Consider the following 19,856-nt stretch of genomic DNA (forward strand, 5'->3'; position numbering starts at 1 on the left):
TTTCGTGGGCCGACAGGATTCGCCCTCACAACGGTGAGTTGACGAGTGAGTGGGCGGCCATTTCCAGATAGTCGAGCAACTCGCGGCGGTGTTCGTCGTCGAGCGTCTGCGCGTCGATCGACGCGACGGCCGTGTGCATGCACCGGAGCCACGCGTCACGCGCCAGGGGAGTGATCCGGAACGGCACGTGACGCATCCGCAGCCGGGGGTGTCCGCGCCGGTCGGAGTAGGTGCGCGGGCCACCCCAGTACTGCTCGAGGAACATCCGCAGGCGTTCTTCGGCGCCCTCGAGATCGTCGAGCGGATACAGCTCACGCAGGATCTCGTCCTCGGGAACCTGAGCGTAAAAGTGGGAGACGATCGCGCGGAAGGTGTCCGCGCCGCCGACCGCCTCGTAGAACGACTCTGCTACCTGATCCATCGCCGTCCATTGTGGTGCATCCCCGCGACGCCGCGCGGCGCCGACCCGACCCATGCCTTGCCGTTCACCGGATCGACACGGCGTTCACCTGCAATAGGGGTGCGATCGCCCGCGAATCATGGTGGACTGTTCGCGGAGGATCTATGGCGCAGGGCAAAAGACGCCGCAGCCACCGCGGTCAGGTGGGCGCGGCAGGGTTGACCGGGCCCACAACCGTGTCGTCGCTGCACAGTGTTGATATCCATCCACCCGCCCGTTCGGAGAGCGCTTCCATCTGGAGTCGCAGGCGGGTCCTGCTGCTGAATTCCACCTACGAGCCGCTCACCGCGCTGCCGATGCGCCGCGCGATCGTCATGGTGATCTGTGGCAAGGCCGACGTGGTCCACCACGATCCGGCCGGGCCCGTCATCCACTCGGCGACCAGCTCGATCGTGGTGCCCTCGGTGATCCAGCTGCGCTCCTACGTCCGCGTGCCCTACCGGGCGCGCGTACCGATGACCCGTGCGGCGCTGATGCACCGCGACCGGTTCTGCTGCGCCTACTGCGGGGCGAAGGCGGACACCGTCGACCACGTGCTGCCGCGCAGCCGCGGCGGCGACCACTCCTGGGAGAATTGCGTCGCGTGCTGCTCGAACTGCAACCATCGCAAGGGCGACAAGCTGCTCAGCGAGCTCGGCTGGGCGCTGCGCCGCCCGCCGCTGCCGCCGACCGGCCAGCACTGGCGGCTGCTGTCGACGGTCAAGGAACTGGATCCGGCCTGGGCCCGATATCTCGGCGAGGGCGCGGCCTGATCGACAATCCGCGGTCCGGTCGCGCCGACGGATCGATTCGTGGGATACGGTTTGCGTCGTGAGCGTTATGCAAATCCACCTGATCTTCATCGGAATACCTCTGTTGCTGGTGGCGACGCTGTCGGTGCTGATCTGGTCCCACAAGGGCCCGCACCCGACGGCCTACAAGCTCGGTGAGGATTGGACGCATCCGCCGATCCTGTGGGCCGCCACCGGCGAAGACGTCGGCCACGCCCACGGCGGACACGGCACGTCGGAATTCTCAGTTGGAGGTGGCGCCAGTGGCACGTGGTGAGGTCGCGACGAAGGAACCCGCCGAGCTGCCGCACGGTTGGGTGATCACCACCAGCGGGCGCGTCTCGGGCGTCACCGAGCCCGGCGAACTGTCGGTGCGTTTCCCGTTTTCGACCAAAGACCTGGTCGCCATCGACGACGCGCTGAAATTCGGCTCCCGCGCCTCCAAGACGCGCTTCGCAATCTACCTGGGCGACCTGGGCAGCGACACCGCCGCGCGGGCCCGCGAGATACTCGCCGACGTGCCGACGCCGGACAACGCGGTGCTGCTGGCAGTCTCGCCCGGCCAGAAGGCCATCGAGGTGGTCTACGGCACGCAGGTTCGCGGCCGGGGCGCCGAGTCGGCCGCGCCGCTGGGGGTCGCCGCCGCGTCGTCGGCCTTCGAGCGGGGCGACCTGGTCGACGGGCTGGTCAGCGCGATTCGCGTGCTGAGCGCCGGGATTTCACCGGCCTGACCCCGGTCGGGCTCAGTCGCTCCCGGCTCAGCCCGGATCGGCGTCGAATAGGCGCGCCCGCAACGAACGCTTCACTCCGGCCTGGCCCTCGAGCACCAGGCGGCGCAGCGCGGCGGGCACCTCGGGGTCGGACAGGAAGTCGTCGGCGGCGGCGACGCCGTCGTCGCTGATGTTCCAGTGCGGGTACAGACCGACCACCACCGTCTGGGCCACTTCGCTGGACCGGCGCTCCCAGACTCCGGAGATCGCCTCGAAGTAGCGCGAGGTGAACGGCGCGAGCAACTCGGCCTGCCCCACGGGGGCGAAGCCCGCGATGATCGAGCGGGCGGTGATGTTGGCCAGGGTGTCGTCCTCGATCACCGTCGCCCAGGCCGCCTCCTTGACCTGCAGCTGCGGCCGTGCCGTCGCGGCCTGAGCGCCGTGGCGCTTGCCGGCGGCGGTCGGGTCGCGCTGGATCTCGGCGTCGATGAATGGCGTCGCGGGCCCGTCGGAGTCGACGCGGCCCGCGCCGGCCAGCGCCGTCACGATTCGCCACCGCAGGTCAGTGTCGATGTCGAGGCCGGCCAGTTCCAACTCGGCGGGGTCGCGGTCGAGCAGCTCCGCCAGGGTCACCACGTGACCGGTCGACAGCACAGACGAGCACAGCGTGTTGACGAAGGCGAGCTGGTGATCCGACCCGGGCTCCGCGCCGCGGGCCAGCTCCAGCAGCCGGTCGGCGAACTGCGGCCAGCCGTGCTCGCGCGCCCAGCCCTGCTCGGCGTAGGAGCTCAATGCCGTCTGCGCCTGCAGCAGCAGCCGCTGGGCCACGCCCACCTCGGACTCGGCGTGCAGGCCGCCCATCACCAGGGACACGAAGTCGCGGGCCCGCAGTTCGGCCTCGCGCGTCATCTCCCAGGCGGCCGACCAGACCAGCGAGCGCGGCAGCGGATCGGCGATGTCGGCGATGCGGTCCAGCGCGGTGCGCAGCGACTCGGCGTCCAGCCGCAGCGAGCAATACGTCAGGTCATCATCGTTGACCAGCACCAGCTGACCGCGCGAAACACCAGCCAGCGCAGGAACTTCCGTGACGGCACCTTCGACGTCGAGCTCCTCGCGGTGCACCCGCACCAGCTTTCCGGTTCCGTCCGAATTCTCTGAGTCGTAGATCCCGACCGCCAGCCGGTGCACCCGGGTTTCGCCGGCGCCCGGCGCGGCGCCACTCTGGGCCACCGCGAAGCGGGTGAACGCGCCGCTCGCGTCCACGTCGAAATCCGGTCGCAGCGTGTTCAGCCCGGTCGTCTTCAGCCACTGGCTGCCCCAGTCGGACAGGTCGCGGCCGGACGCCTGCTCCAGGGCGGTGATCAGGTCGCTGAACGTCGCATTGCCGAACGCGTGGGTGCGGAAGTAGTCGCGCAGCCCGGCCAGGAAGTGCTCCAGCCCGACGTAGGCGACGAGCTGCTTGAGCACCGATGCGCCCTTGGCGTAGGTGATGCCGTCGAAGTTCACCTCGACCGCGGCCAGGTCGGGGATGTCGGCGGCGATCGGGTGCGTGGACGGCAGCTGGTCCTGGCGGTAGGCCCACGACTTCTCGACGGTCGCGAACGTCGTCCAGGCCTCGGCGAATTCGGTTGCCTCGCTTTGGCATAACACCGAGGCAAAGGTCGCGAACGACTCGTTCAGCCACAGGTCGTCCCACCAGGCCATGGTGACCAGATCGCCGAACCACATGTGCGCCATCTCGTGCAGCACGGTCTCGGCGCGCCTCTCGTAGGAGGCGCGGGTGACCTTGCTGCGGAAGACATAGTCCTCGAGGAATGTCACCGCGCCGGCGTTTTCCATTGCGCCGGCGTTGAATTCGGGGACGAACAGCTGATCGTACTTCCCGAACGCGTACGGCAGTCCAAAGTTCTTGTGGTAGAAGCCGAATCCCTGCTTCGTCTGGGTGAACAGCCGCTCGGCGTCCATGTGCCGGGCCAGCGAGGTCCGGCAGAAGATGCCCAGCGGTATTTCGCCGTGCTCGTCGGTGTAGGTGTCGTTCCACTCGGCGTACGGGCCGGCGATCAGGGCGACCAGATAGGTGCTCATCCGTGGCGTGGTGGCGAACGTGTGCAGGCCCTCGTTCACCGAGACCGACGCGCCGTTGGAGATCACCTTCCACTGCGCGGGCGCGGTCACTCGCACGTCGAACGTCGCCTTGAGGTCGGGCTGGTCGAAGCAGGCGAACATGCGTTTGGCATCGGCGGTTTCGAACTGCGAGTACAGATAGACCTCGTTGTCGACCGGGTCGACGAACCGGTGCAGCCCCTCGCCGGTGTTGGAGTAGCGGCAGTCCGCGTCGACCACGACGACGTTGCGGTCGGCCAGCCCGCGCAGCGGGATGCCGGTCGACTCGTCGTAGCCGGAGACGTCCAGATCGCGCCCGTTGAGGGTGGCGCTGCGGATGGTGTCGGCGGCGATGTCGATGACCGAGTCGGCGCCGGCGAGCGCATCGAACACCACCGTGCTGACCGAGCGGAAGGTCCGTTCGCCGGGGGCGCCGGAGCCGTCGGTGAGATCGAGGTCGATCTGATAGCTGGCGACGGTGATCAGCGCGGCGCGTTCGACGGCTTGTTCGCGGGTGAGGTTGGGAAGAGCCACGCATCCAACTTACGGGTCACGCAAATCGGGAACAGGACGCAGACGCCTACGGTTGTGCAGATCAGACTTTTCTGCCGTTCACCGTCGAAAGGATCCGCCATGCCCGATACCGCCGCCGCGAACAACAAGGCCGATTTCTGGTTCGATCCGCTGTGTCCCTGGGCATGGATCACCTCGCGCTGGATCCTCGAGGTGAAGAAGGTTCGCGACATCGACGTGAACTTTCACGTGATGAGCCTGGCGGTGCTCAACGAAAACCGCGAAGACCTGCCGGAGAACTACCGGGAGAACATGAAGCGGGCCTGGGGCCCGGTGCGGGTGGCGATCGCCGCGGAGCAGGCCCACGGCGCACAGGTGCTGCAGCCGCTGTACACCGCGATGGGAACGCGGATCCACAACGAGGGCAACAAAGAGCTCGACGACGTGATCAAGCTGGCGCTGGCCGATGTGGGCCTGCCGGCCGAGTTGGCCGAGGCCGCGAACAGCGATGAGTACGACGAGGCGGTGCGCAAGAGCCACCACGCCGGCATGGACGCGGTGGGCGACGACGTCGGCACACCGACCATCCACGTGAACGACGTGGCGTTCTTCGGGCCGGTGCTCTCCAAGATTCCGCGCGGTGAGGAGGCGGGCAAGCTGTGGGACGCCTCGGTCGCGTTCGCCTCCTACCCGCACTTCTTCGAGCTCAAGCGCAGTCGCACCGAGAAGCCCGAGTTCGACTAGACCGGCGTCGGCGATCCGCCGCGATCGCCGACGCCGGCTCGGCGGGTGGCTGTGTAAGGATTGCGGGCATGCGCGTCTACCTCGGCTCTGACCACGCCGGATTCGAGCTCAAGCAGCAGATCATCGAGCATCTTGAAAAGTCCGGGCACGAGCCGATCGACTGCGGCGCCTTCGGCTACGACGCCGACGACGATTACCCCGCCTTCTGCATCGCCGCCGCGACACGCACCGTGGCCGACCCGGGCAGCCTGGGCCTGGTGCTGGGCGGGTCGGGCAACGGCGAGCAGATCGCCGCCAACAAGGTCCCCGGCGCCCGCTGCGCGCTGGCCTGGAGCGAGGAAACGGCGGCACTGGCCCGCGAACACAACAACGCCCAGCTGATCGGCATCGGCGGCCGCATGCACACCGTCGCCGAGGCGCTGGCCATCGTCGACGCCTTCTTGACCACGCCATGGTCGAAAGCCGAACGCCACCAACGACGTATCGACATACTCGCCGAATACGAACGCACCCACCAGCCCCCGCCGGTCCCCGGCGCGGCGGGTTAGGCCGGAAAGGTCTGCGCGTGCCCGAAGGGCATACATTGCACCGGCTGGCCCGGCTGCACCAACGCCGTTACGCCGGTGCCCCCGTCGCGGTGTCCAGCCCGCAGGGCCGCTTCGCCGACTCGGCCGCGCTGGTCGACGGCCGGGTGCTGCGGCGCACCAGCGCGTGGGGCAAGCACCTGTTCCACCACTACGCGGGCGGCCCGATCGTGCACGTGCATCTCGGGCTGTACGGCGCCTTCACCGAGTGGGAGCGGCCCGGCGACGGGGCGTTTCCCGACGCGGTCGGCCAGGTGCGGATGCGCATGGTCGGCGCCGGGTACGGCACCGATCTGCGTGGCCCGACGGTGTGCGAAGTGATCGACGAAGGCCAGGTGGGAGATGTCCTGGCCAGGCTGGGCCCCGACCCGCTGCGCAGCGACGCCGACCCGTCGTGGGCGTGGAAGCGGATTGCCAAGTCCCGCAGGCCGATTGGCGCGCTGCTGATGGACCAGACGGTGATGGCCGGGGTGGGCAACGTCTACCGCAGCGAGTTGCTTTTCCGCCACGGGATCGACCCGTTCCGGCCCGGCCGTGACGTCGGCGAGGACGAGTTCGACGCGGCTTGGGCCGATCTGGTCGCGCTGATGAAGGTCGGGTTGCGGCGCGGCAAGATCATCGTGGTGCGCCCCGAACACGACCACGGCGCGCCGTCCTACCGGCCCGATCGCCCCCGCACCTACGTGTACCGGCGTGCCGGCGAACCCTGCCGCGTGTCGGGCGACCCGATCCGCACGACGGTGCTGGAGGGACGAAACGTGTTCTGGTGCCCGACCTGCCAGAACTGACCGTTTCAGGCCCTGCGGGGAGCGGCGCGACGCTGATTGACAGGAAACTCTCAGCTCGAAACACTGGCGCCGATTGTTTAGCCAAAGCATCGACGCGGGTAGGAATGCCGTGTGAAAACTCTTCCATGTTTGGCCGCAACGGCTCTCGCAATCGGCGGGCTGGGTTTGGCGGGCCTGGGCGTCGCAACTTCGGCGCAGGCGCAGCCCGGACCCTTCCCGCAGTGGTGTCCGGGTGAGTTCTGGGACCCGGGCTGGGGCAACAACTGGGACTGGAACAACTGCCACGACTGGCATCACGAGGGCTGGGGCCCGGGCGGGCCCGGTGGCCCGGGCGGGCCCGGTGGCCCGGGCTGGGGTCCGGGCGGCCCGCCGCCCCCGGGCGGGCCCGGTGGCCCGGGCTGGGGTCCGGGCGGCCCGCCGCCGCCTCCCGGCTGGCACCCCTGATCCGATCAGTCACTTAACGCGAACGCGCCCTGCCCTCACCCGGCAGGGCGCGTTCGCGTCCGAGCGTTAGCTGACTCCCAGCACGGAGTAGACCTCGTTGGACAGGGCCAGACTGCGGGGGTCGGCGTTGGCCTTGGTGGGGTCGAAGTGATTGGCCACATACCCGTAGCCGATGTGGTGCTCGAGGTCGACGAACCCGAACGAACCGCCCAGGCCGCCGTGGCCGAATATCCGCGGGTTGGGCCCGTTGACGCACCGCTGGTTGAGCATGTAACCCAAACCCCATCCGTGGTCGGCGACCCGCGGCCCCAGCACCAGGTCGGTGTCCAGCCCGCCCCGGCAGACCCGCACCAGGTCCATGTGCTCGCGGCTGAGCACCTTTTCCTGGGCGAGCGCGTTGTAGAACGTCGCCAGTCCGAGGGCCGAGACCTGCCCGTTGGTGCCGGGGAACTCGAGTTCGCGCCACAGAGTGAGGTCGTGGGAGCCCAGTTCGTCGTCGGGGGCGAAACCCATCGAGATGGACAGGCCCGCCTTCGGGTGTTCAGTCAGGCTGGCCGGGTAGCCGGGCGCATTCGCGTCGGCCAGCAGGTCGCGGGCGTGCGGCTTGTTCACCCGCTCGGCGCAGCGGTACTGCTCGCTCAGCGGCAACCCGATGTGGACGTCGGCGCCGAACGGTTCGGCGATCTCGGTGCGCAGGTACTGGCCGATGGTCCGGCCCGTCACCCGGCGGAACACCTCGCCCATGATGAAACCGAAAGTGGTCATGTGATAGCCCTGCGCAGTGTCCGGCTCCCACCACGGCTCGGCGGCAGCCAGTTGTTCGCAGACGTAGTCCCAGTCGGCGACCTGCTCCCACCGCAGCCGGGTGCGGGGGCCGATCACGCCGGATCGGTGGCTCATCACCATCGCCAGCGTGATGTCTTGTTTGCCCGCCTGGCCGAACTCGGGCCAGTAGCGGGCCACCGGCGCCTGCAGGTCCAGCTCGCCTCGGTCGGCGAGCTGGTGCACGCAGGTGGCCGACAGGCCCTTGGTGCCGGACAGCACCGTGGTCAGGGTGTCCTGCTGCCATGACCGGGTACGAGCCGCGTCGGCCCAGCCACCCCACAGGTCGACGACCAGAGTCCCGTCAACCCACACGGCGACCGCCGCGCCGACTTCGTCGCCCAGCGTGAAATTGCGCTCGAACGCGTCGCGAACTCCGGCGAAGTCCGACGCGCACGAGCCGTGGATGGACACGTCGGTCGTCGGGTCGCTCATGGCGCCTCTCTGTCGAGCAGATAGTTAGCCCGAGCGGGCGACGGGAATCGAACCCGCGTAGCTAGTTTGGAAGACTAGGGCTCTACCATTGAGCTACGCCCGCATGTGTTAGTCGAGCGTGACTGTAGCTGGCGACGAAGATCAAATCTAATCGACTCGATTTTGTGATCGCCCCGTGAGGTCGGCGACGTCGCAGCGAAGCCCGTGGCCAACCGGGTGTCGAGGGAGCCTTAGGATCATCGAGGTCAGCGCGGGGTGTAGCGCAGCTTGGTAGCGCATCCGCTTTGGGAGCGGAAGGCCGCAGGTTCAAATCCTGTCACCCCGACCAGCGCGCCGGCGCCGTGCCAGGCGCACGACCCACGACCACCGAGAACGAGCTACCGAGGAGCGCACCCGTGAAGAGCACCGTCGAGCAGTTGAGCCCCACCCGGGTGCGGATCAACGTGGAGGTCCCCTTCGCCGAACTCGAACCCGACTTTCAGCGCGCGTACAAGGAGCTGGCCCGCCAGGTGCGACTGCCCGGCTTCCGGCCGGGCAAGGCGCCGGCGAAGTTGCTGGAGGCGCGTTTCGGCCGCGAGGCGATGCTTGACCAGGTCGTCAACGAGGCGCTGCCGGCGCGCTACGGCCAGGCCGTCGCCGAATCAGAGGTGCACCCGCTGGGCCAGCCCGAGATCGAGGTCACCAAGAAGGAGTACGGCGAGGAGCTGGCCTTCACCGTCGAGGTGGACGTCCGCCCCAAGCTGACGCTGCCGGACCCCGGCGTGCTCAAGGTCTCGGTGGACCCGATCGAGGTCAGCGACGACGATGTGGAGGCAGAACTGCAGTCTCTGCGTGCCCGATTTGGCACCCTGACCGGGGTGGACCGTCCCGTCGCCGACGGCGACTTCGTCTCGATCGACCTGTCGGCCACCATCGACGGCGAGGAGGTTCCGGGCGCGGCCGCGCAGGGCCTCTCCCATGAGGTCGGCTCGGGCCGCCTCATCGCCGGCCTCGACGAAGCGCTGATCGGCTTGTCCGTCGACGAATCGAAGGAGTTCACCGCGGCGCTGGCGACCGGCGAGCACGCGGGCAAGGACGCGCAGGTGACCGTGACGGTCAGGTCGATCAAGCAGCGGGAGCTGCCCGAGCCCGACGACGAGTTCGCGCAACTGGCCAGCGAGTTCGACACCATCGACGAGCTGAAGGCCAACCTGCGCGAGCAGGTCGCGCGTACCAAGCGCGCCCAGCAAGCCGAAAACATTCGCGAGGCAGCCCTCGAAACGCTGCTCGAGCAGGTCGAGGTGCCGCTGCCCGAAGCGATCGTCAAGGCCCAGGTCGACAGCGCCCTGCACAACGCCCTGCACAGCCTCGACCACGACGAGTCCAGGCTCGAGGAAGTGCTGGCCCAGCAGGGCAAGTCTCGCGAGGAATTCGAGACCGAGACGCGTGAGGCCGCCGAGACGGACGTCAAGCGGCAGCTACTGCTGGACGCCTTGGCCGACGAGCTGAAGGTCCAGGTCGGCCAGGACGATCTGACCGAGCGCCTGGTGGCGACGTCGCGGCAATACGGCATCGAGCCCCAGCAACTGTTGGCCTACCTGCAGGAGAACAACCAGCTGCCGACCATGTTCGCCGATGTGCGCCGCGCGCTGGCCATCGCCGAGGTGATCCGGGCCGCGACCGTCACCGATACCGCCGGTAACGCCGTCGACACCAGTGAATTCTTCGGCAGGCGCGGGCAGGACGACGAGGCCGACCAGGCTGCCGCCGGCGCCGATGAGGACTCGGACGAGTCCGGCGAATCCGACGAGGCCGACGCCGAGAAGTGACGGGGATCGTGACGCTGTGAGCGAACGTGCCCGGTTCGGCGGTGCGTGGACGCGAAACGTCGCGCTCGGTTGGTTAGTGTCGGTTCAAACAGATTTGAGAAAGCAGGTAACCCAGTCGTGACTGACATGCGTTCGAACTCGGTGGGTCTGAACCTCACGGACTCGGTCTATGAGCGCTTGCTCTCCGAGCGCATCATCTTCCTGGGTTCGGAGGTGAATGACGAGGTCGCCAACCGGCTGTGCGCACAGATTCTGCTGCTCGCCGCCGAGGACGCGGACAAAGACATCAACCTCTACATCAACTCCCCGGGCGGATCGATCAGCGCCGGGATGGCGATCTACGACACCATGGTGCTGGCGCCGTGCAACATCGCCACCTACGCGATGGGCATGGCCGCCTCGATGGGTGAGTTCTTGCTGGCCGCCGGGACCAAGGGCAAGCGTTACGCGTTGCCGCACGCCCGCATCCTGATGCACCAGCCGCTCGGCGGCGTGACGGGAAGCGCCGCCGACATCGCCATCCAGGCCGAGCAGTTCCACGTCATCAAGAAGGAGATGTTCCGGCTCAACGCCGAGTTCACCGGCCAGTCGATCGAACGTATCGAAGCCGACTCCGACCGCGACCGCTGGTTCACCGCGCAGGAAGCCCTGGAGTACGGCTTCGTCGACCACATCATCACCCGCGCCGCCCACATCACCAATGGAGAAGCCCGATGAGTGCCCAGCACCCCGACACCCAGCCCCAGGCGCGCTACATCCTGCCGTCGTTCATCGAGCACTCCAGCTTCGGGATCAAGGAGTCCAATCCCTACAACAAGCTGTTCGAGGAACGCATCATCTTCCTCGGAGTCCAGGTCGACGACGCGTCGGCGAACGACATCATGGCGCAGCTGCTGGTGCTCGAGTCGCTCGACCCCGACCGCGACATCACCATGTACATCAACTCTCCCGGCGGCGGATTCACCTCGCTGATGGCGATTTACGACACCATGCAGTACGTGCGCGCCGACATTCAGACGGTCTGCCTCGGTCAGGCCGCGTCGGCCGCGGCGGTGCTGCTGGCCGCTGGCACCCCGGGCAAGCGCATGGCACTGCCCAACGCGCGGGTGCTCATCCACCAGCCGTCGCTGCAGGGCGTGATCCAGGGACAGTTCTCCGACCTGGAGATCCAGGCCGCCGAGATCGAGCGGATGCGCACGCTGATGGAGACCACGCTGGCCCGCCACACCGGCAAGGACGCCGCGACGGTCCGTAAGGACACCGACCGGGACAAGATCCTGACCGCCGACGAGGCCAAGGACTACGGGATCATCGACACCGTGCTGGAGTACCGCAAGCTGTCGGCACAAACCGCCTAGGCCCTTCCGCCGAGCGTGCTCGCACGGCGAATTTCCGCCCGGCCGATTTTTCGCCCTGGTTGCACGCTCGGCGCACGGCGCCGATCTCGTGCGGGGCGTCCGCGAGCCGGCGGGCCAGTCAAAGACCCCAGCCAAACCCACGCCGCCACTGTAGGGTGATTTCTTGGGGGGTCCGCCCCAGGCCTTGCGGTTATCGGCCTTGGGTTGGCACCTCCACTGCGAAGCTGAGTCGGAGGTCCGTGGGCCTCGGTTGCATCACGACCGCGACACGCCAAAGACACGTAAAGCGCGTCTTTGGCGAGCTACGGGCACCGTCTGGCTATATGTTTCATCAATACGGATGCGCATGAATACCACCGACGCGATTCGGCCCTTATGGTCGCGTCGGGCCCGATCCAACGGGTAGCGTCGGTAAATGCATGCGGGACAGGCACGACCAACGGCGAACAGGAAGTAGGCCCTCAGCACCATGGCGCGCATCGGAGACGGCGGTGACCTGCTGAAGTGCTCGTTCTGCGGGAAGAGCCAGAAGCAGGTCAAGAAGCTCATTGCTGGCCCCGGCGTGTACATCTGCGATGAGTGCATCGACCTCTGCAACGAGATCATCGAAGAGGAACTCGCCGACGCCGACGACGTCAAGCTTGACGAGCTGCCCAAGCCCATCGAGATCCGGGAGTTCCTGGAGGGATACGTCATCGGCCAGGACACCGCCAAGCGGACGCTGGCCGTCGCCGTCTACAACCACTACAAGCGGATTCAGGCCGGCGAGAAGGGCCGGGACTCTCGGCACGAGCCGGTCGAGCTGACCAAGTCCAATATCTTGATGCTCGGACCGACCGGTTGCGGCAAGACCTACCTGGCCCAAACGCTCGCCAAGATGCTCAACGTCCCGTTCGCCATCGCCGACGCCACCGCGCTGACCGAAGCCGGTTACGTCGGCGAGGACGTCGAGAACATCTTGCTCAAGCTGATCCAAGCCGCCGACTACGACGTCAAGCGCGCCGAGACCGGCATCATCTACATCGACGAGGTCGACAAGATCGCCCGCAAGAGCGAGAACCCGTCGATCACCCGCGACGTTTCTGGCGAGGGCGTCCAGCAGGCGCTGCTGAAGATTCTGGAGGGCACCCAGGCATCGGTTCCCCCGCAGGGTGGGCGCAAGCACCCGCACCAGGAGTTCATCCAGATCGACACCACCAACGTGCTGTTCATCGTCGCCGGGGCGTTCGCGGGCTTGGAGAAGATCATCTACGAGCGCGTCGGCAAGCGTGGTCTGGGCTTTGGCGCCGAGGTGCGCTCCAAGGCCGAGATCGACACCACCGATCACTTCGCCGAAGTGATGCCCGAAGACCTGATCAAGTTCGGCCTCATCCCCGAATTCATCGGGCGGTTGCCGGTGGTCGCCTCGGTCACCAATCTCGATCGCGAGTCGTTGGTCAAGATCCTGTCCGAGCCGAAGAATGCGCTGGTCAAGCAGTACACTCGCCTCTTCGAGATGGACAATGTGGAGCTGGAGTTCACCGACGACGCGCTCGAAGCGATCGCCGACCAGGCGATCCATCGCGGCACCGGGGCTCGTGGACTGCGGGCCATCATGGAAGAGGTTCTGCTGCCGGTGATGTATGACATCCCGAGCCGCGATGACGTCGCCAAGGTCGTGGTGACCAAGGAGACTGTCCAGGACAACGTGCTGCCGACGATCGTGCCGCGCAAGCCGTCCCGTTCCGAGCGTCGGGACAAGAGCGCCTAACTAGATCCTGGAGCGCACCGGCATTCCTCGTGACGCGGTTCCCCGGCGCCTTTCGCACGGCCTGGATCTGCTGAACTTCCTGCTGGCCGACGTTCGTGACGGCTTGGGCCCGTACCTGTCGATCTACCTGCTCCTCACCCACCACTGGGATCAAGGGTCGATCGGCTTCGTCATGGCGGTCGGGGGTATCGGAGCGATCGTCGCGCAAGGTCCGGCCGGCGCCTTGGTGGATAGAAGCACTGCCAAGCGTGCGCTGATCATCGGCGGCGCGTTGACGATCACCGTGGCGTCGGTGGCGATGCCATTGTTTCCAGGGTTCTATTCGGTCTCAGCGCTGCAGGCGCTCGCCGGGGTCGCCGGATCCGTCTTCGCCCCCGCGCTGGCCGCCATCACCCTGGGGCTCGTGGGCTCCCGTCGCTTCCCCCGGCGGATCGGCCGCAACGAGTCGTTCAACCACGCCGGAAATGCCTGCGCCGCGGCGATCACCAGCGGCCTGGCCTGCTTCTTCGGCCCGGTGGTGGTGTTCTGGGTGCTCGCCGCCATGGCGGTCGCCAGCGTGGTTGCGACACTGTGGATTCCGGGGGAGGCGATCGATCATGACGTTGCCCGGGGGATGGACCATGTCCCAGGAGGGCTGCACCAGAATCCGTCCGGGCTGACAACGCTGCTGGGCAATCGCAGGCTGGTCACCTTCGCCGTCACGGTCATCGCCTTCCACTTCGCCAATGCGGCCATGCTGCCGCTGGTCGGCCAGCTGCTTGCGCTGCACAACAGAGACGTCGGGACAGCCCTGATGGCAGGCTGCATCGTGGCCGCGCAAGTCGTCATGGTGCCGGTTGCCTATGTCGCCGGAGCCAAGGCCGATTCCTGGGGGCGAAAGCCGATCTTCCTGGCCGGATTCGCGGTGCTGGCCGCCCGTGGATTCCTCTACACATGCTCGGACAACACCTACTGGCTGGTCGGCGTGCAGTTGCTGGACGGCGTCGGAGCCGGCGTGTTCGGTGCTCTGTTTCCCCTGGTCGTGCAGGATGTGACGCACGGGAGCGGTCGTTTCAACGTCAGCTTGGGAGCGATAACGGCCGCGACGGGCGTTGGCGCCGCGGTATCCAACGCTGTCGCGGGCTCGATCGTGGTCGCGGGCGGCTACGACGCCGCGTTCGCCTTCCTGGGCACTTTGGCCGGGGCGGGTTTCGTGTTGTATCTGATCGCGATGCCGGAAACGGCGGTCACCGACCACGGGTAGCCGGGTCTATCGAAATAGCGGCGCCCGAAAGCGAACGGCGAATATTGGCTGGTCGACGTGACCAATAACACAGTTTGGTGGCGTACTCGCCAGTAGCCCCGACTGACTTCGCGTTTTGCCGGCAAACGCGCGGCGTGGGATGCATAAGAGACGGCCGTGCAACCCTCAAAGAAATGCCATAATTGATACCGGCAGTGACATAAATGCGCTCATGCGTTGAGGTCGCTCCGGCGGCGCGTACCTGGAACGTCGGCGGAGCGCCTGTCCGGTGAACAAAGTGGAGGGCAAAGACGTGGATCCGAACGGCAGCGGAGCCGGATCAGACTCACCGAATGGGGCTTCTGCCAACGGATCCAACCGTCAGCGTCTCGAACAAGTCGTCATTCGCTTCGCCGGGGATTCCGGTGACGGTATGCAGCTCACCGGGGATCGGTTCACCTCCGAGGCAGCGCTTTTCGGTAACGACCTGGCCACCCAGCCCAACTATCCCGCCGAGATTCGCGCTCCTGCAGGCACGCTGCCCGGGGTCTCGTCCTTCCAGATTCAGATCGCCGATTACGACATCCTGACTGCCGGTGACCGCCCCGATGTTCTCGTCGCGATGAATCCCGCTGCGCTCAAAGCCAATCTCGGCGATCTGCCCCGCGGTGGAATGGTGATCGCGAATTCCGACGAGTTCACCAAGCGCAACCTGACCAAGGTCGGCTACGTCACCAACCCGCTCGAGACCGACGAGTTGTCGGACTATGTGGTGCATTCCGTCGCGATGACCACGCTGACCCTGGGGGCCGTCGAGACGATCGGCGCCACCAAGAAGGACGGCCAGCGGGCCAAGAACATGTTCGCGCTCGGCCTGCTGTCGTGGATGTATGGGCGGCCCATCGAAACCAGCGAAAAATTCATCCGGGAGAAGTTCGCCCGCAAGCCCGAGGTCGCCGAGACCAACGTGCTGGCGCTCAAAGCGGGCTGGAACTACGGCGAAACGACCGAGGCTTTCGGCACCACCTACGAGGTGTCCCGGGCGACGCTGCCGTCGGGCGAATACCGCCAGATTTCGGGCAACACCGCGCTGGCGTACGGCATCGTGGCGGCCGGGCAGCTGGCCGACATTCCGGTCGTGCTCGGCAGCTACCCGATCACGCCGGCCTCCGACATCCTGCACGAGCTGTCCAAGCACAAGAACTTCAACGTGATGACCTTCCAGGCCGAGGACGAGATCGGTGGTATCTGCGCGGCGATCGGCGCCTCGTACGGCGGTGCGCTGGGCGTCACCACCACCTCCGGCCCTGGCATCTCGTTGAAGTCCGAAGCGCTCGGCCTGGCGGTGATGACCGAGTTGCCGTTGCTCGTTGTCGACGTGCAGCGCGGGGGCCCGTCGACCGGGCTGCCGACCAAGACCGAGCAGGCCGACCTGCTGCAGGCGTTGTTCGGCCGCAACGGCGAGTCACCGGTGGCGGTGTTGGCCCCGCGCTCGCCGTCGGACTGCTTCGAGACCGCACTCGAGGCGGCGCGCATCGCGGTGTCCTACCACACCCCGGTGATCGTGCTGTCCGACGGCGCGATCGCCAATGGGTCCGAGCCGTGGCGCATTCCGGACGTGAGCACGCTGCCCCCCATCATGCACACCTTCGCCAAGCCGGACGAACCCTTCCAGCCCTACGCGCGCGACCCGGAGACGCTGGCCCGGCAGTTCGCGGTACCCGGTACGCCCGGGCTCGAGCACCGCATCGGCGGGCTGGAGGCGGCGAACGGCTCGGGCAACATCTCCTACGAACCGGTCAACCACGACCTCATGGTCCGGTTGCGCCAGGCCAAGATCGACGGGATCGCGGTGCCCGACCTGGAGGTCGACGATCCGACCGGCGACGCCGAGCTGCTGCTGATCGGCTGGGGCAGCTCGTACGGCCCGATCGGTGAGGCCTGCCGGCGGGCACGGCGCAAGGGCATCAAGGTGGCGCACGCTCACTTGCGCTACCTCAACCCCTTCCCGGCCAACCTGGGCGAGGTGTTGCGGCGCTACCCGCAGGTGGTCGCGCCGGAAATGAACTTGGGTCAGCTGGCGTTCCTGCTGCGCGGCAAGTACCTGGTGGACGTTCAATCGGTCAGCAAGGTGCAGGGCGTTGCATTCCTGGCCGACGAGATCGGCCGCGTCATCCGCGCCGCGCTGGGCGGGACGCTGGCGGAGGTCGAAAACGACAAGACGATGGTCGCCAGGATGGCGGCAGCAACGGTGGGAGCCGACGCATGAGCTCAGCGGCCGGCGACCATGCAGAGCGAAGCGATGAGGAGGAGCGGCGCTCGTGACTGACCTGATCGGCAATTTGGCCGGCAAAGACCTCGGTGTCACCGCCAAGTTGACCAAGAACGACGGGGTCCCGACCACAGACCAACCGCAGAAGTCCAAGGACTTCACCAGCGACCAAGAGGTCCGCTGGTGCCCGGGCTGTGGGGACTACGTCATCCTGAACACCATCCGCAACTTCCTGCCCGACCTGGGGCTGCGGCGCGAGAACATCGTGTTCATCAGCGGCATCGGCTGCTCGAGCCGGTTCCCCTACTACCTCGAGACGTACGGCTTCCACTCGATTCACGGCCGCGCGCCGGCCATCGCCACCGGCCTGGCGCTGGCCCGCGAGGACCTCTCGGTGTGGGTGGTCACCGGCGACGGCGACGCGTTGTCGATCGGGGGTAATCACCTGATCCATGCGCTGCGCCGCAACGTCAACATCACCATCCTGCTGTTCAACAACCGGATCTACGGCTTGACCAAGGGTCAGTACTCGCCCACCTCGGAGGTTGGCAAGGTCACCAAGTCGACCCCGATGGGATCGCTGGACCACCCGTTCAACCCGGTCTCGTTGGCCCTGGGCGCCGAGGCGACCTTCGTCGGCCGCGCGCTGGACTCCGACCGCGCCGGCCTCACCGAGGTGCTGCGCGCCGCCGCCGGGCACCGGGGCGCCGCCGTCGTCGAGATCCTGCAGGACTGCCCGATCTTCAACGACGGCTCGTTCGACGCGCTGCGCAAGGAAGGCGCTGAGGAGCGGGTCATCAACGTCCGGCACGGCGAGCCAATTGTGTTCGGCGCCAACGGCGAATACTGCGTGGTGAAGTCTGGCTTCGGGCTGGACGTGGCCAAGACGGCCGACGTGTCGGTCGACGAGATCGTGGCGCACGACGCGCACAGCGACAACTCGGCCTACGCTTTCGCGCTGTCCCGGCTCTCGGACCAGAACCTCGAACACACCGTGCTGGGCATCTTCCGTGACATCAGCAGGCCCACCTACGACGATGCGGCCCGCTCGCAGGTCCAGGCGGCCCAGTCGGCGAAGCCGTTCGACTCGGCCGCGCTGCAATCGCTGTTGCGCGGGCGCGACACGTGGGCCGTCGACTGACGTGGGCGACCAGACACCCGACGCAGTCCAACGGGCCGTGCCACTGGCGGGGATAGTGTTGGCCGGCGGCGAGTCACGTCGCATGGGCCGCGACAAGGCCACGTTGCCCGGCCCGGGCGGCGCCGCCACGCTCCTCGAATACGTCACCGGGGTGATCGCGCAACGCTGCGAGCCGATTTTCGTGATGGCCGCGCCCGGGCAGCCGTTGCCGGCCGTGCAGGCGCAGGTCATCCGCGACGAGGTGCGCGGCCAGGGCCCGCTGCCGCCGACCGGCCGCGGGCTGCGGGCGGCCGCGCAGGCGGGCGCCCGGTATGCCTTCGTCTGCGCCGTCGACATGCCGCTTCTGTCCGCGGCATTGATCGACGACCTGATGCACCTGGCCACCGAGACCAGCGCCGAGATCGTGCTGCCGTGGGACGGTCGCAGCCACTACCTGGCCGCGCTGTATCGCACCGATCTGGCCGACCGGATCGACGGCCTGGTCGCCGGCGGCGCCCGCGCGATGCGCGCCTTGATCGACGCTTCCGACGCGCAGCAGATCGTTCTGCCGGAATCGCGCTTCCTGGCCAACGTCAACACGGAGAGCGACCTGCTGGCGTTGGCGCAGTCCCGGAGCTGACGGCCTGAGAGCCGGCCGGATCGCGCCGGCGAATTTGCTTGAGAGGTGAATTCGGCGGTGATTCGCGCCGCAATGCGCCATTCGAAATAGCCGTATTTCCAGTTGCTGATAGTGCAATTGTGCTGTGGCGGGACGCGTGCCGATTTGCCCATTCGGCCGCGGCACATCGTGATCTGTTGCGCCAGCGGTGATTTGAAGAAGTCAGCTGCGCATCCATCGGTTCGGCGCCGTTTGGCGCCTGGGACGTAATCACGAGAATTCGCCAATTTCAGCAAATTCGAGGTGTGGCGAGAACGGGTCTGCCCACCCCGATGGGTGGCGGATCCGGACGCGTTGCGCGGGGAGCTCAAGTTCGATCGATGTGGGTGAAAAACATTGCAAACAAGCATGGTTCAGTGAGAGATGTTGTCGGACAGGATGATACGCCGAACAGAAGCGAGATGGGCTGAATGGCACAGCCCCCGGCGATGGTCTGTTCGTGAATAAAACTGTGGCACTGCTGGATTCGATATAGCTCGCCTTGCCGATTTGCTGTGGCATTTGAGATTCGCGAAATGCGGGGTTGTCGGTAGCGTGCACCGCTCGCCGGGCCGCGGTTCGGATCCGTTGCGGCGCGGGTAAATCGCCTCCGGCCGTGCAAATAAACGTGCGCCAGCTCACAAAACGCAGGTGATTCGGCTCACCCTCTGGTGTTGCGCGCCGCGCGAGCGCTGATTCCGAAAAGGCCGGGGCGACCTGCGTAAACGGGCCCGCTACCGCGGCGTGATCGGCCTGTTACCGAAACGAGATACCCGAATTTCCAAGATGACGAACGCGCCGGGGTCTTCTACGGTCCCTGATAGCCCACAACGGGTTACGGAAGAGTAATCGAATAACTGAATCACGGACCCGCGTGCGAGCGGTGCCACGGACGGCGAAAGCCCGACCGTGGTCGGTGGGTAACACCCGCCGGGCAGACTTGGCCCGCCGCTGCCGTGCCTGACCCAGACGGCACGTTTCAAAGCAGGCATCAACCAACAGCTTCAGCCCACCTCGGTGGGCTTGCTTTGGCGCGCGCCCCGCGAAAGGAACAGATTTGAAGAACGTCCGAAAGACGCTCGTTCTTGCCGCGGTCACGGGCACGCTCGTGACCATCCCGTCGGCCACCGCACACGCGGACGATGCCCCAGTGGGCTTCGACCCCAACGTGCCGGCCGCCGGACCCGCTCCGGACGCTCCGCCGCCGCCGGCTCCGGACGCTCCGCCGCCGCCGGCTCCGGACGCGCCGCCGCCGCCGGCTCCCGACGCTCCGCCGCCGCCGGCTCCCGACGCTC

General features: G+C 67.0%; 18 protein-coding genes, 2 tRNA genes and 1 pseudogene. 17 read left to right on the forward strand and 4 right to left on the reverse strand.

Going from position 1 to position 19,856, the window contains the following annotated elements:
• Positions 1 to 25 precede the first annotated feature (25 nt).
• Entirely contained in the window at positions 26 to 421 is a 396-nt protein-coding gene (locus tag OQ789_RS20160; protein WP_324687893.1) for a globin, read from the reverse strand.
• A gap of 143 nt (positions 422 to 564) precedes the next feature.
• Here OQ789_RS20160 and OQ789_RS20165 point away from each other — a divergent pair, with 143 nt between their 5' ends.
• The 3 genes from OQ789_RS20165 (at position 565) to OQ789_RS20175 (ending at position 1,961) form a co-directional block, all read left to right on the forward strand.
• Positions 565 to 1,212, forward strand: coding sequence for an HNH endonuclease (locus OQ789_RS20165; protein ID WP_324687894.1), 648 nt, complete (start codon positions 565 to 567; stop codon positions 1,210 to 1,212).
• 67 nt (positions 1,213 to 1,279) lie between these two features.
• On the forward strand, positions 1,280 to 1,507 hold the full coding sequence (locus OQ789_RS20170) for a hypothetical protein (protein WP_324687914.1): 228 nt from the start codon (positions 1,280 to 1,282) through the stop codon (positions 1,505 to 1,507).
• Positions 1,494 to 1,961 (forward strand): DUF5130 domain-containing protein, encoded by a 468-nt coding sequence (locus OQ789_RS20175; protein WP_324687895.1) that lies wholly within the window; start codon positions 1,494 to 1,496, stop codon positions 1,959 to 1,961. Before OQ789_RS20170 ends, OQ789_RS20175 begins: the two co-directional genes overlap by 14 nt.
• Before the next feature lie 27 nt (positions 1,962 to 1,988).
• Here OQ789_RS20175 and pepN read toward each other — a convergent pair whose 3' ends face one another.
• Complete coding sequence (gene pepN / locus OQ789_RS20180) at positions 1,989 to 4,577, reverse strand: aminopeptidase N (protein WP_324687896.1); 2,589 nt, start codon at positions 4,575 to 4,577, stop codon at positions 1,989 to 1,991.
• A gap of 99 nt (positions 4,578 to 4,676) precedes the next feature.
• On the opposite strand from pepN, the gene OQ789_RS20185 reads away from it, so the two are divergent.
• The 4 genes from OQ789_RS20185 to OQ789_RS20200 all read left to right on the forward strand — a co-directional run bounded on the left by OQ789_RS20185 (position 4,677) and on the right by OQ789_RS20200 (position 7,116).
• Positions 4,677 to 5,300 (forward strand): DsbA family protein, encoded by a 624-nt coding sequence (locus OQ789_RS20185; protein ID WP_324687897.1) that lies wholly within the window; start codon positions 4,677 to 4,679, stop codon positions 5,298 to 5,300.
• Positions 5,301 to 5,368: 68 nt separating this feature from the next.
• The gene (locus tag OQ789_RS20190) at positions 5,369 to 5,848 is read left to right on the forward strand and encodes a ribose-5-phosphate isomerase (protein WP_324687899.1); all 480 of its coding nucleotides are present in this window, start codon (positions 5,369 to 5,371) and stop codon (positions 5,846 to 5,848) included.
• A gap of 17 nt (positions 5,849 to 5,865) precedes the next feature.
• Complete coding sequence (locus OQ789_RS20195; protein ID WP_324687900.1) at positions 5,866 to 6,672, forward strand: Fpg/Nei family DNA glycosylase; 807 nt, start codon at positions 5,866 to 5,868, stop codon at positions 6,670 to 6,672.
• Positions 6,673 to 6,801: 129 nt separating this feature from the next.
• Positions 6,802 to 7,116: a hypothetical protein gene (locus OQ789_RS20200; RefSeq protein ID WP_324687901.1), complete on the forward strand. Its 315-nt coding sequence runs from the start codon at positions 6,802 to 6,804 to the stop codon at positions 7,114 to 7,116.
• A 66-nt stretch (positions 7,117 to 7,182) separates the two neighbouring features.
• Here the strand turns inward: OQ789_RS20200 and OQ789_RS20205 are convergent, their stop codons facing one another.
• Positions 7,183 to 8,373 (reverse strand): serine hydrolase domain-containing protein, encoded by a 1,191-nt coding sequence (locus tag OQ789_RS20205; protein WP_324687902.1) that lies wholly within the window; start codon positions 8,371 to 8,373, stop codon positions 7,183 to 7,185.
• Positions 8,374 to 8,405: 32 nt separating this feature from the next.
• Positions 8,406 to 8,476 (reverse strand) — tRNA-Gly (locus OQ789_RS20210).
• A 148-nt stretch (positions 8,477 to 8,624) separates the two neighbouring features.
• On the opposite strand from OQ789_RS20210, the gene OQ789_RS20215 reads away from it, so the two are divergent.
• The 10 genes and pseudogenes from OQ789_RS20215 to OQ789_RS20260 form a co-directional block, all read left to right on the forward strand.
• Positions 8,625 to 8,701, forward strand: a tRNA-Pro gene (locus OQ789_RS20215).
• A gap of 67 nt (positions 8,702 to 8,768) precedes the next feature.
• On the forward strand, positions 8,769 to 10,181 hold the full coding sequence (gene tig / locus OQ789_RS20220; RefSeq protein ID WP_324687903.1) for a trigger factor: 1,413 nt from the start codon (positions 8,769 to 8,771) through the stop codon (positions 10,179 to 10,181).
• A gap of 126 nt (positions 10,182 to 10,307) precedes the next feature.
• A complete protein-coding gene (locus OQ789_RS20225; RefSeq protein ID WP_324687916.1) occupies positions 10,308 to 10,898 on the forward strand; it encodes an ATP-dependent Clp protease proteolytic subunit in 591 nt (196 codons plus the stop codon).
• Positions 10,895 to 11,539 carry an ATP-dependent CLP protease proteolytic subunit ClpP2 gene (gene clpP2, locus OQ789_RS20230; RefSeq protein WP_324687904.1) on the forward strand — a complete coding sequence of 215 codons (645 nt, stop codon included), beginning with the start codon at positions 10,895 to 10,897 and terminating at the stop codon, positions 11,537 to 11,539. The genes OQ789_RS20225 and clpP2 overlap by 4 nt, the downstream gene beginning before the upstream one ends.
• A 469-nt stretch (positions 11,540 to 12,008) precedes the next feature.
• Complete coding sequence (gene clpX, locus OQ789_RS20235) at positions 12,009 to 13,289, forward strand: ATP-dependent Clp protease ATP-binding subunit ClpX (protein ID WP_064953001.1); 1,281 nt, start codon at positions 12,009 to 12,011, stop codon at positions 13,287 to 13,289.
• Between the two features lie 22 nt (positions 13,290 to 13,311).
• Entirely contained in the window at positions 13,312 to 14,532 is a 1,221-nt protein-coding gene (locus OQ789_RS20240; protein WP_324687918.1) for an MFS transporter, read from the forward strand.
• A 292-nt stretch (positions 14,533 to 14,824) separates the two neighbouring features.
• The gene (locus tag OQ789_RS20245) at positions 14,825 to 16,780 is read left to right on the forward strand and encodes a 2-oxoacid:acceptor oxidoreductase subunit alpha (protein WP_324687919.1); all 1,956 of its coding nucleotides are present in this window, start codon (positions 14,825 to 14,827) and stop codon (positions 16,778 to 16,780) included.
• A 52-nt stretch (positions 16,781 to 16,832) separates the two neighbouring features.
• The gene (locus OQ789_RS20250; protein WP_324687907.1) at positions 16,833 to 17,924 is read left to right on the forward strand and encodes a 2-oxoacid:ferredoxin oxidoreductase subunit beta; all 1,092 of its coding nucleotides are present in this window, start codon (positions 16,833 to 16,835) and stop codon (positions 17,922 to 17,924) included.
• A 1-nt stretch (position 17,925) separates the two neighbouring features.
• On the forward strand, positions 17,926 to 18,543 hold the full coding sequence (mobA, locus tag OQ789_RS20255) for a molybdenum cofactor guanylyltransferase (RefSeq protein ID WP_324687908.1): 618 nt from the start codon (positions 17,926 to 17,928) through the stop codon (positions 18,541 to 18,543).
• Between the two features lie 1,075 nt (positions 18,544 to 19,618).
• Positions 19,619 to 19,856: pseudogene (locus OQ789_RS20260) on the forward strand (resuscitation-promoting factor rpfE); the annotation flags it as partial.

This window comes from Mycobacterium sp. 94-17 (assembly GCF_035617725.1).
Classification (GTDB): domain Bacteria; phylum Actinomycetota; class Actinomycetes; order Mycobacteriales; family Mycobacteriaceae; genus Mycobacterium.

Bases quoted from the DNA above. Each gene is read 5' to 3' on its own strand.
- OQ789_RS20160 (WP_324687893.1), bottom strand. From the start codon at position 421: ATGGATCAGGTAGCAGAGTCGTTCTACGAGGCGGTCGGCGGCGCGGAC.
- OQ789_RS20165 (WP_324687894.1), top strand. From the start codon at position 565: ATGGCGCAGGGCAAAAGACGCCGCAGCCACCGCGGTCAGGTGGGCGCG.
- OQ789_RS20170 (WP_324687914.1), top strand. From the start codon at position 1,280: ATGCAAATCCACCTGATCTTCATCGGAATACCTCTGTTGCTGGTGGCG.
- OQ789_RS20185 (WP_324687897.1), top strand. From the start codon at position 4,677: ATGCCCGATACCGCCGCCGCGAACAACAAGGCCGATTTCTGGTTCGAT.
- OQ789_RS20190 (WP_324687899.1), top strand. From the start codon at position 5,369: ATGCGCGTCTACCTCGGCTCTGACCACGCCGGATTCGAGCTCAAGCAG.
- OQ789_RS20205 (WP_324687902.1), bottom strand. From the start codon at position 8,373: ATGAGCGACCCGACGACCGACGTGTCCATCCACGGCTCGTGCGCGTCG.
- OQ789_RS20225 (WP_324687916.1), top strand. From the start codon at position 10,308: ATGCGTTCGAACTCGGTGGGTCTGAACCTCACGGACTCGGTCTATGAG.
- clpP2 (WP_324687904.1), top strand. From the start codon at position 10,895: ATGAGTGCCCAGCACCCCGACACCCAGCCCCAGGCGCGCTACATCCTG.
- clpX (WP_064953001.1), top strand. From the start codon at position 12,009: ATGGCGCGCATCGGAGACGGCGGTGACCTGCTGAAGTGCTCGTTCTGC.